This is a genomic window from Streptomyces sp. WAC03905 (assembly GCF_057371075.1).
The window spans coordinates 5,599,806-5,616,130 of the sequence record NZ_JBXYDZ010000003.1; the positions used below are offsets into that span (position 1 = coordinate 5,599,806).

General features: G+C 71.3%; 14 protein-coding genes. 9 read left to right on the forward strand and 5 right to left on the reverse strand.

Annotated elements, in window-relative coordinates:
- Positions 1-10 precede the first annotated feature (10 nt).
- Entirely contained in the window at positions 11-289 is a 279-nt protein-coding gene (gene pspAA / locus AC2RP6_RS27810) for a PspA-associated protein PspAA (RefSeq protein ID WP_486448668.1), read from the forward strand.
- Positions 290-397: 108 nt separating this feature from the next.
- Here the strand turns inward: pspAA and AC2RP6_RS27815 are convergent, their stop codons facing one another.
- Entirely contained in the window at positions 398-1,201 is an 804-nt protein-coding gene (locus AC2RP6_RS27815; protein ID WP_486448669.1) for a hypothetical protein, read from the reverse strand.
- 70 nt (positions 1,202-1,271) lie between these two features.
- Here AC2RP6_RS27815 and cobS point away from each other — a divergent pair, with 70 nt between their 5' ends.
- The 3 genes from cobS to AC2RP6_RS27830 all read left to right on the forward strand — a co-directional run bounded on the left by cobS (position 1,272) and on the right by AC2RP6_RS27830 (position 6,181).
- A complete protein-coding gene (gene cobS / locus AC2RP6_RS27820) occupies positions 1,272-2,093 on the forward strand; it encodes an adenosylcobinamide-GDP ribazoletransferase (RefSeq protein ID WP_486448670.1) in 822 nt (273 codons plus the stop codon).
- A 124-nt stretch (positions 2,094-2,217) separates the two neighbouring features.
- Positions 2,218-2,907: a response regulator gene (locus AC2RP6_RS27825; RefSeq protein ID WP_486450471.1), complete on the forward strand. Its 690-nt coding sequence runs from the start codon at positions 2,218-2,220 to the stop codon at positions 2,905-2,907.
- A 136-nt stretch (positions 2,908-3,043) separates the two neighbouring features.
- Positions 3,044-6,181, forward strand: a complete 3,138-nt coding sequence (locus AC2RP6_RS27830; RefSeq protein WP_486448671.1) for an efflux RND transporter permease subunit — start codon at positions 3,044-3,046, stop codon at positions 6,179-6,181.
- A 110-nt stretch (positions 6,182-6,291) separates the two neighbouring features.
- Here the strand turns inward: AC2RP6_RS27830 and nadA are convergent, their stop codons facing one another.
- Complete coding sequence (gene nadA / locus AC2RP6_RS27835; RefSeq protein ID WP_030029079.1) at positions 6,292-7,479, reverse strand: quinolinate synthase NadA; 1,188 nt, start codon at positions 7,477-7,479, stop codon at positions 6,292-6,294.
- 295 nt (positions 7,480-7,774) lie between these two features.
- Here nadA and erpA point away from each other — a divergent pair, with 295 nt between their 5' ends.
- The gene (erpA, locus tag AC2RP6_RS27840; RefSeq protein WP_030010511.1) at positions 7,775-8,131 is read left to right on the forward strand and encodes an iron-sulfur cluster insertion protein ErpA; all 357 of its coding nucleotides are present in this window, start codon (positions 7,775-7,777) and stop codon (positions 8,129-8,131) included.
- Between the two features lie 138 nt (positions 8,132-8,269).
- On the opposite strand, the gene AC2RP6_RS27845 is transcribed toward erpA, so the two are convergent.
- Complete coding sequence (locus tag AC2RP6_RS27845; protein WP_486448672.1) at positions 8,270-9,706, reverse strand: hypothetical protein; 1,437 nt, start codon at positions 9,704-9,706, stop codon at positions 8,270-8,272.
- 91 nt (positions 9,707-9,797) lie between these two features.
- A complete protein-coding gene (locus tag AC2RP6_RS27850) occupies positions 9,798-10,037 on the reverse strand; it encodes a hypothetical protein (RefSeq protein WP_486448673.1) in 240 nt (79 codons plus the stop codon).
- A 131-nt stretch (positions 10,038-10,168) separates the two neighbouring features.
- Between AC2RP6_RS27850 and AC2RP6_RS27855 the strand changes: the two genes are divergently transcribed.
- The gene (locus tag AC2RP6_RS27855) at positions 10,169-11,143 is read left to right on the forward strand and encodes a carbohydrate kinase family protein (RefSeq protein WP_486448674.1); all 975 of its coding nucleotides are present in this window, start codon (positions 10,169-10,171) and stop codon (positions 11,141-11,143) included.
- Between the two features lie 398 nt (positions 11,144-11,541).
- Here AC2RP6_RS27855 and AC2RP6_RS27860 read toward each other — a convergent pair whose 3' ends face one another.
- Entirely contained in the window at positions 11,542-12,921 is a 1,380-nt protein-coding gene (locus AC2RP6_RS27860) for an aminotransferase class V-fold PLP-dependent enzyme (RefSeq protein WP_486448675.1), read from the reverse strand.
- A gap of 283 nt (positions 12,922-13,204) precedes the next feature.
- Here AC2RP6_RS27860 and ctaC point away from each other — a divergent pair, with 283 nt between their 5' ends.
- Genes ctaC through AC2RP6_RS27875 form a run of 3 tightly spaced genes read left to right on the forward strand, consistent with a single transcriptional unit; the run spans position 13,205 to position 16,301 of the window.
- Entirely contained in the window at positions 13,205-14,179 is a 975-nt protein-coding gene (ctaC, locus tag AC2RP6_RS27865; protein ID WP_486448676.1) for an aa3-type cytochrome oxidase subunit II, read from the forward strand.
- On the forward strand, positions 14,176-15,906 hold the full coding sequence (ctaD, locus tag AC2RP6_RS27870; protein WP_030654913.1) for an aa3-type cytochrome oxidase subunit I: 1,731 nt from the start codon (positions 14,176-14,178) through the stop codon (positions 15,904-15,906). Before ctaC ends, ctaD begins: the two co-directional genes overlap by 4 nt.
- The gene (locus AC2RP6_RS27875) at positions 15,903-16,301 is read left to right on the forward strand and encodes a cytochrome c oxidase subunit 4 (protein ID WP_030654914.1); all 399 of its coding nucleotides are present in this window, start codon (positions 15,903-15,905) and stop codon (positions 16,299-16,301) included. The genes ctaD and AC2RP6_RS27875 overlap by 4 nt, the downstream gene beginning before the upstream one ends.
- The last annotated feature ends 24 nt before the right edge of the window (positions 16,302-16,325 follow it).

A 16,325-nucleotide genomic window follows, 5' to 3' on the forward strand; every position in this document is an offset into this window, starting at 1 on the left:
GGGGCCCGTCATGATCGTCCGCATCATGGGGGAAGGCCAGGTGGAAGTGGCCGACGGCCACTTCCCCGAGCTGAACAGGCTCGACGACGAACTGCTCCGGGAGATGGAGTCCGGTGACGGGGCGGGCTTCCGGCGCACCCTGGGCGCCCTCCTCGACGCCGTCCGGCGACTGGGCACGCCGCTCCCGGACGACGCGCTGGAGCCGTCCGAGCTGATCCTGCCGGCGCCCGACGCGAGCCTCGACGAGGTCAGGGAGATGCTCAGCGACGACGGTCTGATCCCGGGCTGAGGACGGACCGCACGCACACCGACACGACGACGGGCCCTCCCCGGGCGGGGGAGGGCCCGTCGCCGCGTGCGCCGCGGCCCGCGCCCGGCCCCACCGCCGCAGAGTCCCTCAGTCCCGGGGCTCCGGCGGCTTCTCCAGCGGGACGGGCGGTTTCACCAGGGACACCGGCACCGGCCGCGGATCCGGGGCGCCGCCGATGAAGTCCTCGAACCTGCGCCGCCGCCGCGTCCAGCGCCGGTCGTGGTGGAAGGCCCGCAGTCCGGCCTTGGCCCGCGCGCGCGGCCGGTTCACGTAGAACCGCTTCGCGTACGGGGAGCCGGGCCGGGCCAGCCGGACCGCGCCGACCAGCGCCACGAAGGGGATGACGACGCCGAAGAGCGCGGTGCGGGCCTTGCCCTTCCACAGGGCGATCAGGGCCAGACAGAAGTTCCCCGCCGCGTTCATCACGACCAGCCCGCGGCTCTGGCGCTCCTCGGCCGACAGGTCGTTCACCCCGAACGGCACGAACCCGCCCAGCACCAGGGCCACCACCGCGGCCGTCACGACCACGATCTCCACGCTCTTGCGGCCCTGCTCGCTCCAGTAGACGTCGTCGAGGTGCAGGATCAGCGCGAACTCGTCCAGGACCAGTCCCGCGCCCAGCCCGAAGATCACGGCCGACAGGGCCGCGCCGAAGGTGTGGCGGGCACTGCCGATCGACCCGAAGCCGCCGATGATCACGAGGATCACGCCCGGCACCACGTGGTGGATGTGCAGGCCGCCCGGCGTGACGTTCTTGAAGGGGCCGCGGCCGGCCCGGATCAGACGGGTGATCACCCGGGTGACCAGGAACGACGTCACGAAGGAGACCAGCGCGAGCAGCATGGGGAGCTTCCCCGGCTCAAGGATGTTCCGATACCACCAGTGACCCATCCCACTGACTCCCTATTTGGAACGTAATGGGTAATTTACCGCCCGCCGTGAGCGGGTAGCGTTCGCGCCGATGACAGATTCGTTCGACGATCCGCCCCTCACGCCGCCCGCGGAACGCGCCTCGTTCCGCGACGGCGTGCGCTTCGCCTTCGGCACCCTCACCGTGCTGCCCGCCCGCATCACCCGCTGGGACCGCCCCGCGGCCCGCACCGGAATGGCCTGCGCCCCGCTCGCCGGCCTGGCCGTCGGCGCGCTCGCGGCCGTCCCCGGCGTGCTGCTCCTGCTGCTGGGCGCGGCCCCCCTGCTGGCGGCGGCCGTCACCGTCGCCGTACCCGCCGCCCTGACCCGCGGCCTCCACCTGGACGGACTGGCCGACACGGCCGACGGACTGGGCAGCGCCAAGCCGGCCGACGAGGCCCTGCGCATCATGAAGAAGTCCGACATCGGGCCCTTCGGCGTGATCGCCCTGGTGATCGTCATGCTCGTGCAGACGGCCGCCCTCTCCGAGGTCTACGCCGACAGCTGGATCCGCGGCGCCCTCGCCGCCGTGACCGCCGCCGTCACCGCCCGCCTCGCCATGACCCTGGCCTCCCGCGAAGGCGTCCCGCCCGCCCGGCCCGAGGGGCTCGGCGCCGCGGTCGCCGGGGTCGTCCCGCGCACCGCCGCCGCCGCGCTCACCGTCCTCGTCACCGCCGCGGCCGCCGTCGCCGCCCTCCCGGCCGGCCCGCCCGCCGCCGCCCGGTCCGCCGCCGCGGTCCTGGTGGCGCTGCTCGCCGCCGAACTGCTGCTCCGCCGCTGCGTCCGCCGCTTCGACGGGGTCACCGGCGACGTGTTCGGCGCGTTGGCCGAGGTGTCCGCGACCACCGCCCTCGTCGTCCTCGCCCTCGGCTGAGCCCCGCCGGTCCCGTCCCGTACGCGGGACCGCAGGCGGCCCCGCGTACCCTCACCCCGTGGACCACACTCCGACGGACCCGCCCCCCGCGACGCCCGCCGAGCCGGGCGCGCCCGGCTCGCCCATCAAGGTGCTGCTCGCCGACGACCAGGCCCTGCTGCGCAGCGCCTTCCGGGTGCTCGTCGACTCCGAACCCGACATGGAGGTCGTGGGGGAGGCCTCCGACGGGGCCCAGGCCTTCGCGGTCGCCCGGCAGCAGCGGCCCGACGTCGTGCTGATGGACATCCGGATGCCCGGCACCGACGGGCTCGCCGCCACCCGCATGATCAGCGCCGACCCCGAACTCTCCGCCGTGCGCGTGGTGATGCTGACCACCTTCGAGGTCGACGAGTACGTGGTCTCCGCCCTGCGGGCGGGCGCCTCCGGCTTCCTCGGCAAGGGTGCCGAGCCCGAGGAACTCCTCAACGCCATCCGCGTCGCCGCCGCCGGAGAGGCACTGCTCTCCCCGGCCGCCACCAAAGGGCTCATCGCCACCTTCCTCGCCCAGGGCGGCGGCGCCGACCCGGCCGCCGCCGGAGCCTCGGCCGGGATGCACGCGGAGCGGCTCGCCGCGCTGACCGTCCGCGAGCGCGAGGTCCTCGTCCACGTCGCCGCGGGGCTGTCCAACGACGGCATCGCCGCCCGGCTGGAGGTCAGCCCCCTCACCGTCAAGACCCACGTGAACCGGGCCATGGCCAAGCTCGGCGCCCGCGACAGGGCGCAATTGGTGGTCATTGCCTACGAATCAGGACTCGTCCGGCCCCGCGTGGAGTAGAGCGGAGTGGTACGGCGTACTACAGACGCGGTATGCCGCACATAAGGACGGCACCTGCGAGCGACGAAACGGCCCCGCCCGATGGGACAGGGTGGGAGTGCCCTCGCGTACGTCACTGCAGAGAGATCCCATACCCATGTCCTGGCTGTCCCGCTTCAGCCTTGCCCAAAGGGCGTTGGTCGGCCTCGTGTCGATCGTCGCGCTCCTCTTCGGCGCCATAGCCATCCCGCAGCTCAAGCAGCAGCTGCTGCCCTCCATCGAACTCCCGATGGTGTCCGTGCTCGCGCCGTACCAGGGCGCCTCGCCCGACGTGGTGGAGAAGCAGGTCGTCGAACCCATCGAGGCCACGCTCAAGGGCGTCGACGGCATCACCGGCATCACCTCCACCGCCAGCGAGGGCAACGCCCTCATCATGGCCACCTTCGACTACGGCGACAGCGGCACCAAGCAGCTCGTCGCCGACGTCCAGCAGGCCGTCAACCGGGCCCGCGTCCGGCTGCCCGCCGACGTGGACCCGCAGGTGGTGGCCGGCTCCACCGACGACATCCCGACGGTCATCCTCGCCGTCACCTCCGACAAGGACCAGCAGGCGCTCGCCGACCAGCTGGAGAAGTCCGTCGTACCCGTCCTGTCGGACATCGAGGGCGTCGGCCAGGTCAGCGTCGACGGCGTCCAGGACCTCCAGGTCACCGTCACCCCCGACGAGGCCAAGCTCGCCGCCGCCGGCCTCGACGGCGCGGCCCTCGCCCAGGGCCTCCAGGCGGGCGGCGCCGCCGTCCCCGCCGGCTCCTTCGACGAGGCGGGCAAGAACCGCACCGTCCGCGTGGGCGACGGCTTCACCTCCCTCGCCCAGGTCGAGGACCTGCGGCTGAGCCCCGGTCCGGGCCGGCCCGCGGTCCGCCTCGGCGACGTCGCCGTCGTCAAGCAGGAGCCGGCCAAGGCCGTGTCCATCACGCGCACCAACGGCAAGCCCAGCCTCGCCCTCGTCCTCACCATGGACAAGGACGGCAGCGCCGTCGCCATCTCCGACGCCGTCAAGGACAAGCTGCCCGAGCTGCGCTCCACCCTCGGTGCCGGCGCCGACCTGACCGTCGTCAGCGACCAGGGCCCGGCCGTCGCCAAGTCCATCTCCAGCCTCACCACCGAGGGCATGCTCGGCCTGCTCTTCGCGGTGATCGTGATCCTGGTGTTCCTGGCCTCGCTGCGCTCCACGCTGGTCACCGCGGTGTCCATCCCGCTGTCCGTGGTCCTCGCGCTCATCGTGCTGTGGACCCGCGACCTGTCGCTCAACATGCTCACCCTGGGCGCGCTGACCATCGCCATCGGCCGGGTCGTCGACGACTCGATCGTGGTCCTGGAGAACATCAAGCGCCACCTCGGCTACGGCGAGGAGCGCGAGGCCGCCATCATCACCGCGGTCAAGGAGGTCGCCGGCGCGGTCACCTCCTCCACGCTCACCACCGTCGCCGTCTTCCTGCCGATCGGCCTCACCGGCGGCATGATCGGCGAGCTCTTCGGATCCTTCTCGCTCACCGTCACCGCCGCCCTGCTCGCCTCGCTGCTCGTCTCCCTGACGGTCGTTCCGGTCCTGTCGTACTGGTTCCTCAGCGCGCCCAAGGGCATCACCGCCGGGGACGCCGAGAGCGCGGCGAAGGTCCGGCGCGAGGCCGAGGAGAAGGAGTCGCGCAGCCGCCTGCAGCGCCTCTACGTCCGCGTCCTGGGCTTCGCCACCCGGCGCCGCCTGACCAGTGTGGCCATCGCGGTGGTCGTCCTGGTGGGCACCCTGGGCATGACGCCGATGCTGAAGACCAACTTCTTCGACCAGGGCGAGCAGGACCTCCTGACGGTCAAGCAGGAGCTCGCCCCGGGCACCTCGCTGGCCGCCGCCGACGAGGCGAGCCGCAAGGTCGAGAAGGTGCTGGCCTCGGTCGACGGCGTCAAGAGCTACCAGGTCACCGTCGGTTCCTCCGGCTTCCTCGCGGCCTTCGGCGGCGGCACCGGCTCCAACCAGGCCTCCTACCAGGTCACCCTGAAGGAAGCCGGCGACGCCGAGGCCGTGAAGAAGCGGATCGAGGACCGGCTGGCCGCCCTCGACGGGATCGGCGAGACCCGCATCGCCGCGGGCGACGCCTTCGGCAGCCAGAACCTCAGCGTGGTGGTCAAGGCCGGCGACGGCGAGGTCCTCGCCAAGGCCGCCGAGCAGGTCCGCGCCGAGGTCGCCAAGCTCGACGACGTCACCGACGTCCAGAGCGACCTGTCCCAGTCCGTGCCGCGGATCTCGGTCACCGCCACGCCCAAGGCCGCGGAGGCGGGCCTGAACCAGGCCGCGCTCGGCGCGGTCGTCGCCCAGGCCGTACGGGGCAACCCGGCGGGCAAGGCCGTACTGGACGACACCGAGCGGGACATCGTCATCAGGTCCGCGCAGCCGGCCACCACCCTGGCCGAACTCCAGGCCCTTCCGGTCGGCCCGGTCCGGCTCGGCGACATCGCCGAGGTCAAGGAGGTCCCCGGCCCGGTCGCGATGACCAGGATCGACGGCGCCCGCGCCGCGACGATCACCGCCCGCCCGCAGGGCGACAACACGGGCGCGGTCAGCGCCGCGCTCCAGACCAAGCTCAAGGCCCTGGACCTGCCGGACGGCGCCACCGCCTCCATCGGCGGCGTCTCCGAGGACCAGGACGAGGCCTTCGGTTCGCTCGGCCTCGCCATGCTCGCGGCCATCGCGATCGTGTTCATGCTGCTGGTGGCGACCTTCCGCTCGCTCGTCCAGCCGCTGATCCTGCTGGTGTCCATTCCGTTCGCGGCGACCGGCGCACTCGGCCTGCTCCTCGTCACCGGAACCCCCATGGGCGTCCCGGCGATGATCGGCATGCTGATGCTCATCGGCATCGTCGTGACCAACGCCATCGTCCTGATCGACCTGGTCAACCAGTACCGCGCCCAGGGCCTCGGCGTCGTCGAGGCGGTCATCGAGGGCGGCCGGCACCGCCTGCGGCCGATCCTCATGACGGCCCTGGCGACGATCTTCGCGCTGCTGCCGATGGCGCTCGGCGTCACCGGCGAGGGCGGCTTCATCTCGCAGCCGCTCGCGGTCGTGGTCATCGGCGGTCTGGTCAGCTCGACCCTGCTGACGCTGCTCCTGGTGCCGACCCTCTACACGATGGTCGAGCTCCGCAAGGAACGCCGCCGCGCCAAGCGCTCCGCGAAGCGCGAGCCCCGCCGGACGGCGGTCCCGCCGCAGGAGCAGGCGGAGGAGTCCCCGGCCAAGGTCTGACCGGTGGCGCGGGCCCGCGGGCCCGCGCCGTCCGGCGGCCCGAACACCGAGAAGGGGCGCCCCCGGCCGGGGGCGCCCCTTCTTTCTGGCGTCGGTCCGCTCCGTACCGGCTACGGAAGGGCGAGCATGCGCTCCAGGGCGAGCTTCGCGAAGCTCTCCGTCTCCTTGTCGACCTGGATCTGGTTGACGAGGGTGCCCTCGGCCAGCGACTCCAGCGTCCACACCAGGTGCGGGAGGTCGATGCGGTTCATGGTCGAGCAGAAGCAGACCGTCTTGTCGAGGAAGACGACTTCCTTGTCCTCGGCGGCGAATCGGTTCGCCAGGCGGCGGACCAGGTTCAGCTCGGTGCCGATGGCCCACTTGGAGCCGGCCGGGGCCGCCTCCAGCGCCTTGATGATGTACTCCGTCGAGCCGACGTAGTCCGCGGCGGCCACGACCTCGTGCTTGCACTCGGGGTGGACCAGGACGTTCACGCCGGGGATGCGGGCGCGGACGTCGTTGACGGAGTCGACCGAGAACCGGCCGTGGACCGAGCAGTGCCCGCGCCACAGGATCATCTTGGCGTCGCGCAGCTGCTCGGCGGTCAGGCCGCCGTTCGGCTTGTGCGGGTTGTAGAGCACGCAGTCGTCCAGGGACATGCCCATGTCGCGGACGGCCGTGTTGCGGCCCAGGTGCTGGTCCGGGAGGAAGAGCACCTTCTCGCCCTGCTCGAAGGCCCACTCCAGGGCCTTCTTCGCGTTCGACGAGGTGCAGATCGTGCCGCCGTGCTTGCCGGTGAAGGCCTTGATGTCGGCGGAGGAGTTCATGTACGAGACGGGCACCGTCGAGCCGGCGACACCGGCCTCGGTCAGCACGTCCCAGCACTCCGCGACCTGCTCGGCGGTGGCCATGTCGGCCATCGAGCAGCCGGCGGCCAGGTCCGGCAGGACCACCTTCTGGTCGTCCGAGGTCAGGATGTCCGCGGACTCGGCCATGAAGTGGACGCCGCAGAAGACGATGTACTCGGCCTCCGGCTTGGCGGCCGCGTCCTTGGCCAGCTTGAACGAGTCGCCGGTGACGTCGGCGAACTCGATGACCTCGTCACGCTGGTAGTGGTGGCCGAGGATGAAGACCTTGTCCCCGAGCTTCTCCTTGGCCGCGCGGGCGCGCTCCACGAGGTCCGGGTCGGACGGCGAGGGCAGGTCGCCGGGGCACTCCACCCCGCGCTCGCTCTTGGGGTCGGCCTCACGGCCGAGCAGCAGCAGGGCAAGGGGCGTCGGCTGGACGTCCAACGGCTGGGCGGTGGTCACGACACGCACCCTTTCTGTTCTGCGACGAGGGATTTCAGGATCATCGCTTCGACACTTCTCGTCTACTTGACGCTATCTATCATAACCGCTTCACGTCAGTTTGACGATGCCGATAGTGTCAATGTGACGCATCAGCCCTCGATTCGCCGGGCCCGCGCCCGCGCGCGGTGTGCGAGCATGAATATCTGAAACAAGCGTCGGGTCCCGGAATGAATCCGCGGTCCCGCTCGTTGCCACCGACGGCAAGAGTCCGACGTTTCCCCGCCCTCCGGCGGGGAGCCGCCCACTTCGGGAGTGAATGCAGATGTCCGTACAGGACGACAAGACCACTGTGAGCGACGGCATCCTCCTGTCCGACGCCGCCGCCGAGAAGGTCAGGACCCTGCTGGAGCAGGAAGGCCGCGATGACCTGGCGCTCCGCGTCGCCGTCCAGCCCGGCGGCTGCTCCGGCCTGCGCTACCAGCTCTTCTTCGACGAGCGCTCCCTCGACGGCGACGTCGTGAAGGACTTCGACGGTGTGAAGGTCGTCACGGACCGGATGAGCTCCCCGTACCTCCACGGCGCGTCCATCGACTTCGTCGACACCATCGAGAAGCAGGGCTTCACGATCGACAACCCGAACGCCACGGGCTCCTGCGCCTGCGGCGACTCGTTCAGCTAAGCCGGAACCGCCGGCTGAGCCCGCACCACCGGCTGAGCCTGGACCACCGGCTGAGCCTGGACCACCGGCACCACGAGGGCCCGCCCCCGGTCGCATCCGACCCGGAGGCGGGCCCTCGCCCGTGTGAGGCGGCCGCCGCTACTGCTCGGTGAGCGGCTTGCCCGTCGTGGTGTCCAGCACCTTCCGGTCGCCGAGCGGCTCCTTCAAGGTCACCGTCAGAGCCTTCTCCTCCGCCAGCATGATGCACGCCTGGCCCGGCTTGTTCGGCGTGTCGGTGATCTTCACCATGACCGACTCCGCCTGCTCCCGCGCCTCCAGGGCGTAGGTGCTGCACGCGCTGCCCCAGAAGTTCACCGTCAGCTTCCGGCCGTCCTCCTTGTACGAGAACCCGGGCACCGTACGGCCGTCCTTCGGCCCCGGCGTGCCCTCCTGCGCGGACGCCGGCTCGGCCACCGTGTGGCCGGGCGCGCCGCCCTGGCCCGCCACCTCGAACAGCCATGCCGGGACCAGGCCCCGCGAGCCCTCCACCGTCCCAGGCGCCAGCCCGAGCACCGCGCCCTTCACCGTCTCCGTGCGCGGCGGCTTCATGGGCCGCGGCTCCGGATTGCACGGCACCGTGTCCGTGGCGCCACCCGCGGTCTCCGCCGCCAGCGGCACCGCGCTCGCGCAGCCACTGGGCTCCGGGTTGCCGCCGCCACCCGACCTCGCGTTCAGCCGGGCCAGCGCCTCCACGGCCCCCACCACCGGCTGGTCGGCCGCCCGTACCGGCGCCTTCAGTTCGCCGTTGCCGCCGACCACCGAGCCGTCCGCGCCCACGCTCACCTTGGTGGACCAGCCCTGCGTGGGCAGACCGCCGACCACCGGATCCGCGTTCACGACCCGCACCGCGCCCTGGGTGAGCCGCGCGTCCGGCTTCGCGCCGTCCTGCCCCAGGGCCTTCAGCACCGGGGCAGCGGCGGCCTTGGCCGCCTCCTCGGAGACGGGCTTGCCGTTGTCGCCCGCACCGCCCGCGTCCCGGGGGAGGGTGGCGGGGCCGCAGGTGTCCTTGCCGCGCACGCAGTCGTCCCCGGCGCCGTTGCCCGCGCCGCCGCCCGCCTGGAAGCGGTTGAAGTTCCAGGTGCCCGGAGCCGAACGGGCCACCGTGAGCCGCGGCCCGGAGCCGTCGGCGGCCTCCCCGGCCAGCCAGACGTCACCCTCCAGCCGCGGCGCGCCCGAGATGCCCAGCGCCGCCGCGAGCCGGGCCACATCGGCCTCCGCCACATCACCGGACACGCTGTAGGCCGGGGCCGACGCCGGGGCCTCGGGCAGTTTCACGTCGGCCCGGTAGACCACGCCCGCGCCCGAGGGATCCGGCTCCCCGGGCGCGATGCCCGGGCCCGAGGGATCTCCCGCGTCACGGGGCGCGGAGGCCGCGCTGTCACCCGTACGGCGGGCCGTACCGCCGTCGCCCTGGGCCGCGGACGCCCAGTAGGCGGTACCGCCGCCCGCGAGCAGGACGGCGGCCGCGATCGAGCCGACGACCCAGGCGGGCCGTCGTCGTGTGCCGCTTGTCGTACCGGGTTCTTCGCTGGTCACCGCATCGCTCCTTCACTGGTCCCGCAGTGTCTGATGCGGGTGTGACGGAACAGGGGCGCAACCGGTTCCCCCGGCTTGCCGACCGGGTCGCCTACTGGTCCCCGTAGGCGGCGGTGGAGGCGATCAGCCGGGCCGAGGCGGCCGGCACCCGGATCCCGTGGATCTGCGAGGGCGCCACCCGGACCGGCCGGGGGCCCTCCTCCACGCCCCAGTGCGGGGCCATCCGGGCGCAGTCCCCGAGCAGACGGGCGAAGCCGGGCCGTCCCGGGCCTTCCGCCGCGCGTGCCGGAGCGGTGTACTCGCAGGAGCCGTAACCGTCGGTAGAGGTCATGGGGGCACCGTAGGCATCGGAGCTCTCGCGAAGAAAGACCTACTAAGGGGTAGTTTCTGGGGTTCGGCCCGCGGCCACTTACCGGGTAGTTTTGACTGTCCCTCGCCGTCCTCAGCAGGAGCGTCCACGCCGTGCGCATCGCAGTCACCGGCTCCATCGCCACCGACCACCTCATGACCTTCCCCGGCCGTTTCGCCGACCAGCTGGTCGCCGACCAGCTGCACACGGTCTCCCTCTCCTTCCTCGTCGACAACCTCGACGTCCGGCGGGGCGGTGTCGGCCCGAACATCTGCTTCGGCATGGGTCAGCTCGGCAGCCGCCCGATCCTGGTCGGCGCCGCGGGATCCGACTTCGACGAGTACCGCGCCTGGCTGGAGCGCCACGGCGTCGACACCGACTCCGTCCGCATCTCCGAGGTGCTGCACACCGCGCGCTTCGTCTGCACCACGGACTCCGACCACAACCAGATCGGATCCTTCTACACGGGCGCGATGAGCGAGGCCCGCCTGATCGAGCTGAAGGCCGTGGCCGACCGCGTGGGCGGCCTCGACCTCGTCCTCATCGGCGCGGACGACCCCGAGGCGATGCTGCGCCACACGGAGGAGTGCCGGACGCGGGGGATCCCCTTCGCCGCCGACTTCTCGCAGCAGATCGCCCGCATGGACGGCGACAACATCCGCACCCTGATGGAGGGCGCGACCTACCTCTTCTCGAACGAGTACGAGAAGGGCCTCATCGAGTCGAAGTCCGGCTGGACGGACGAGGAGATCCTCGGCAAGGTCGGCACCCGCGTGACCACGCTGGGCTCCAACGGCGTGAAGATCGAGCGGGCCGGGGAGGAGACGATCGTCGTCGGCTGCCCCGAGGAGAACGCGAAGGTCGACCCGACCGGCGTCGGCGACGCCTTCCGCGCCGGGTTCCTGACCGGTCTGGGCTGGGGCGTCGGCCTGGAGCGCGCGGCGCAGGTCGGCTGCATGCTCGCGACCCTCGTCATCGAGACGCTGGGCACGCAGGAGTACACGCTGGCGCGGGCGCACTTCATGGAGCGCTTCACGAAGGCCTACGGCGAAGAGGCGGCGGCGGAGGTCCGCGCCCACCTGGCGTGACGCCGGCTCGAGCCTGAGCCTGAGCATCGGCCTCTGCCCGGACCCGCGGCTGAGTCGGCCGTGGGTCCGGGCGGGGACCGCCGGGTCGGGCCGCCGCTGCGCGGAGCTTCTCCCCGCCCCGCCCTTCCTCCGTTTCCCGGGCTCCGCCCGGCCCCCTCCTCCAGGCTGCGCCGACCCCGTCTTCGAGGCTGCGCAGGGCACTTTCAGCCTCGCCGGCGTTTGAGGCGCGGGGTCTGGGGCGGCGCCCCAGGAAACCCGGCTCCGCCGGGCACCGGGCTCCGCCCGGACCCGCGCCTCAAACGCCGGCGGGGCTGGATCGGGCCCGCGCAGCCGGGAGGGCCCGGCGCAGCCGGACGGGGCCGGCCAGGCCGGATCGGGCCGGCCAGGCCGGACACCCCCTAGGACAGGCGGCGGACGGTGTAGGCCGTGCCGGTGGGGCGGGGGGACTCGCCCAGGTAGGCCTGGCCCCGCATCGCGCACCACGCCGGGATGTCCAGCCGGGCCACCTCGTCGTCCGAGACGACCGTCACCGTGCCGCCCACCGGGACCCGGCCGATGGCCCGGGCCAGCTCGATCACCGGCTGGGGACACCGCAGGCCGAGCGCGTCGAGCTCCAGGGAGTCCGCCTCCGCGACCACCACCGGCGGCTCCGTGACGCCGAGCCGCTCCCGTACGCCCGCCACCGCACCCGGCAGCACCTCCAGGAACGCGTTGACCTCCTCCGCCGGGGTGCCCGGCGGCAGGGACACCCGTACGTTCCCCTCCGACAGCACGCCCATCGCCCGCAGCACGTGACTGGGGGTCAGCGTGGAGCTCGTGCAGGAGGAGCCCGAGGAGACCGAGAAGCCCGCCCGGTCCAGCTCGTGCAGCAGCGCCTCGCCGTCGACGTACAGACAGGAGAAGGTGACCAGGTGCGGCAGCCGCCGGTCCGTGTCGCCGACCACCTCCACGTCCGGGACCAGCCGCACCACCCGCCGCCGGATCCGGTCCACGAGGACCCGCAGCCGGGCCGCCTCCGCCTCGGCCTCCGCCCGTACGGCCCGCAGCGACGCCGCCGCCGCCACGATCGCGGGCAGGTTCACGAAGCCGGGGGAGCGGCCCGACTCCCTCTCGTCCGCGGGGCCTTGGGGCGAGAACCGCACCCCCTTGCGGACCGCCAGCAGGCCGACCCCGGGCGGGCCGCCCCATTTGTGCGCACTCGCCGCCAGGGCGGACCAGGCACCCCCCACCGGGCCCCAGGCCAGTGACTGCGCCGCGTCGACCAGCAGCGGCACCCCGGCCGCCCCGCAGACCTCGGCCACCTCGGCCACCGGCTGGACCGTGCCCACCTCGTGGTTCGCGGACTGCAGGCAGGCGAGGGCGGTCCCCGGGAGCAGCGCGTCCGCGTACCCGGCGGCGGACACCGCACCCCACCGGTCCACCGGGACCTCGGAGACGCTCCCGCCGCGCGCCTCGTGCGCCGCCGCCGCATGAAGTACAGAACTGTGTTCGACCGCCGATACGACCAGATGGTCGCCGACGCGCCGGCGGCCCGCGAGGACACCGGCGACGCCCGTGTGAACTGCGTGCGTCCCCGAAGGAGTGAACACGAGCTCGTCGGCGCGGCACCCCACCGCCTCCGCGGCCGCCTCCCGCGCCGCGTCCAGCAGCAGCCGCGCGCGCCGGCCCTCCCGGTACAGCCGGGCCGGATCGGCCCAGCCCTCGTCCAGGGAGGCCTGCAACGCCTGCCGGGCCACGGGGTGCAGGGGAGCGGCGGACGCGCTGTCGAAGTACGGCATCCGGCCACGCTAGCCCCAGCCCCGCAGCGTTCGAGGTCAGGGGGCGTCAGATGCGCCCCGGAGCCCGCCATTCAGGGCCATTCGCACCGTCCCCCGTACGGCGGATCCATCCCTTCGGGGACAGTAGCGGCGCGTTGGGCACCCTCCCCGCGCGACCCCAAATAGCGTCCAGTAGGGTTTGGTCCGCATAAACATCCAAACCCCTGCCTGCGTCAGGGCCGGCGACCGACCCGAACACGGCCGCGGCCGGCCGCGCGGGCCGAGACTCTCGGGAAGGCGCTACGTGAGTCCCTACGGCTCCGACCGCTCGCCGCGGCGCCCGATGCGGCGGAAGCTGCTGCAGGCGCTGACTGCGGGCGTGGTCCTGGCGACCGCCACTGGTTGCTCGTATACATGGAAAGACTTCCCCCGCCTCGGAATGCCGACTCCGGTAACCGAGGAGGCGCCGCGCATCCTCTCCCTGTGGCAGGGATCCTGGGCGGCCGCGCTCGTCACGGGCATCCTGGTGTGGGGCCTGATCATCTGGAGCGTCATCTTCCACCGGCGCAGCCGGACGAAGATCGAGGTCCCCGCGCAGACCCGGTACAACATGCCCATCGAGGCGCTGTACACCGTGGTCCCGCTCATCATCGTCTCGGTGCTCTTCTACTTCACCGCGCGTGACGAGTCGAAGCTCCTCGCCCTCACCCCGAAGCCGCCGCACACGATCAACGTGATCGGCTTCCAGTGGAGCTGGGGCTTCAACTACATCGAGAACGTCGACGGCGACGCGGCGACCCCGAAGGCGGGTGCGGTTCCCAAGGAGCTGGCCTCCATCCCGGACCGCTTCACCAAGGACTTCCCGGCGGGCGCCGAGGGCGTCTACGAGAAGGGCGTCCCGGGCGACCGGAACCCGCAGACGGGCAACCCGGGTCCGACCCTGGTCCTCCCCAAGGGTGAGAAGGTCCGCTTCATCCTGTCGTCCAACGACGTCATCCACTCCTTCTGGGTGGTCCCCTTCCTGTTCAAGCAGGACGTCATCCCGGGCCACACCAACGTCTTCGAGGTCGTCCCGAGCCAAGAGGGCACCTTCATGGGCAAGTGCGCCGAGCTCTGCGGCGTCGACCACTCCCGGATGCTCTTCAACGTCAAGGTCGTCTCCCCCGAGGCGTACCAGGCGTACCTGAAGGAGCTGGCGGAGAAGGGTCAGACCGGCTTCCTCCCCGCCGGCATCCAGCAGACCGACCCGGCCCGGAATGCGGAAGTGAACAAACTGTGAGCATCCTCAACGAATCCCAGGGTGCCGCCGCAGCTGACTCGTACGAGAACGAGCTGCCGGTACGGCGCAAGCAGCCGGGCAACGTGGTCGTGAAGTGGCTCACCACCACCGACCACAAGACCATCGGCACGATGTACCTGGTCACCTCGTTCGTGTTCTTCCTCATCGGCGGCCTGCTCGCGCTCTTCATGCGCGCCGAGCTGGCCCGTCCGGGCACGCAGATCATGTCGAACGAGCAGTTCAACCAGGCGTTCACCATGCATGGCACGATCATGCTGCTGATGTTCGCCACCCCGCTGTTCGCGGGCTTCGCCAACTGGATCATGCCGCTGCAGATCGGCGCGCCCGACGTGGCGTTCCCGCGGCTGAACATGTTCGCGTACTGGCTGTACCTCTTCGGCTCGACCATCGCGGTGGCCGGCTTCGTGACGCCGAACGGCGCCGCCGACTTCGGCTGGTTCGCCTACTCCCCGCTGTCGGACGCGGTCCGCTCGCCGGGCATCGGCGCCGACATGTGGATCATGGGTCTGGCCTTCTCCGGCTTCGGCACGATCCTCGGCTCGGTCAACTTCATCACCACGATCATCTGCATGCGCGCTCCGGGCATGACGATGTTCCGCATGCCGATCTTCACCTGGAACGTGCTGCTGACCGGTGTCCTGGTCCTGCTCGCCTTCCCGGTGCTGGCCGCCGCGCTCTTCGCGCTGGAGGCCGACCGCAAGTTCGGCTCGCACGTGTTCGACGCCGCCAACGGCGGAGCATTGCTGTGGCAACACCTCTTCTGGTTCTTCGGACACCCAGAGGTGTACATCATCGCGCTACCGTTCTTCGGCATCGTCTCCGAGATCATTCCGGTCTTCTCGCGCAAGCCGATGTTCGGCTACATCGGCCTGATCGCGGCGACGATCGCGATCGCCGGCCTCTCGGTGACCGTGTGGGCCCACCACATGTACGTCACCGGCGGTGTGCTGCTGCCGTTCTTCTCCTTCATGACCTTCCTGATCGCGGTACCGACCGGTGTGAAGTTCTTCAACTGGATCGGCACCATGTGGAAGGGCTCGCTGTCCTTCGAGACCCCGATGCTCTGGACGATCGGCTTCCTGGTCACCTTCACCTTCGGTGGTCTGACCGGCGTCATCCTGGCCTCGCCCCCGATGGACTTCCACGTCTCCGACTCGTACTTCGTCGTCGCGCACTTCCACTACGTCGTCTTCGGCACCGTGGTGTTCGCGATGTTCGCCGGCTTCCACTTCTGGTGGCCGAAGTTCACGGGCAAGATGCTGGACGAGCGCCTCGGCAAGATCACCTTCTGGACGCTGTTCATCGGCTTCCACGGCACCTTCCTGGTGCAGCACTGGCTGGGCGCCGAGGGCATGCCGCGTCGTTACGCGGACTACCTCGCCGCCGACGGCTTCACCACGCTGAACACGATCTCCACGATCAGCTCCTTCGTGCTGGGCCTGTCGATGCTGCCGTTCATGTACAACGTCTGGAAGACGGCCAAGTACGGCAAGAAGATCGAGGTCGACGACCCGTGGGGCTACGGCCGTTCGCTCGAATGGGCCACGTCCTGCCCGCCGCCGCGGCACAACTTCCTCACGCTGCCGCGCATCCGTAGCGAGTCGCCCGCCTTCGACCTCCACCACCCGGAGATCGCGGCGCTCGACCACCTCGAGGACCACGGCGCCAAGGCGGCCGTCACCGGTGGCAAGGAGGCCGGCAAGTGAAGATCCAGGGCAAGATGTTCCTCTGGCTCTCCTTCTTCATCCTGATCATGGCCGTCGTGTACGGCGTGTGGTCGAAGGAGCCCGTCGGCACCACCGCGCTCTTCCTGGCCTTCGGCCTGAGCGTCATGATCGGCTACTACCTGGCCTTCACGGCCAAGCGCGTCGACGAGATGGCCCAGGACAACCTGGAGGCCGACGTCGCCGACGAGGCGGGCGAGCTGGGGTTCTTCTCCCCGCACAGCTGGCAGCCGCTCTCGCTGGGCATCGGTGGCGCGCTCGCCTTCATGGGCGTCATCTTCGGCTGGTGGCTCATGTACTTCTCGGCCCCGATCATCATGATCGGCCTGTGGGGCTGGGTGTACGAGTACTACCGCGGTGAGAACGCGAACCAGTAGTCGCGGAGCGGTACCCGCGCGGCC

Excerpts from the sequence above, each read along its gene's own strand:
- pspAA (WP_486448668.1), top strand. The coding sequence starts at position 11 with ATGATCGTCCGCATCATGGGGGAAGGCCAGGTGGAAGTGGCCGACGGC.
- AC2RP6_RS27815 (WP_486448669.1), bottom strand. The coding sequence starts at position 1,201 with ATGGGTCACTGGTGGTATCGGAACATCCTTGAGCCGGGGAAGCTCCCC.
- cobS (WP_486448670.1), top strand. The coding sequence starts at position 1,272 with ATGACAGATTCGTTCGACGATCCGCCCCTCACGCCGCCCGCGGAACGC.
- AC2RP6_RS27830 (WP_486448671.1), top strand. The coding sequence starts at position 3,044 with ATGTCCTGGCTGTCCCGCTTCAGCCTTGCCCAAAGGGCGTTGGTCGGC.
- erpA (WP_030010511.1), top strand. The coding sequence starts at position 7,775 with ATGTCCGTACAGGACGACAAGACCACTGTGAGCGACGGCATCCTCCTG.
- AC2RP6_RS27850 (WP_486448673.1), bottom strand. The coding sequence starts at position 10,037 with ATGACCTCTACCGACGGTTACGGCTCCTGCGAGTACACCGCTCCGGCA.
- AC2RP6_RS27860 (WP_486448675.1), bottom strand. The coding sequence starts at position 12,921 with ATGCCGTACTTCGACAGCGCGTCCGCCGCTCCCCTGCACCCCGTGGCC.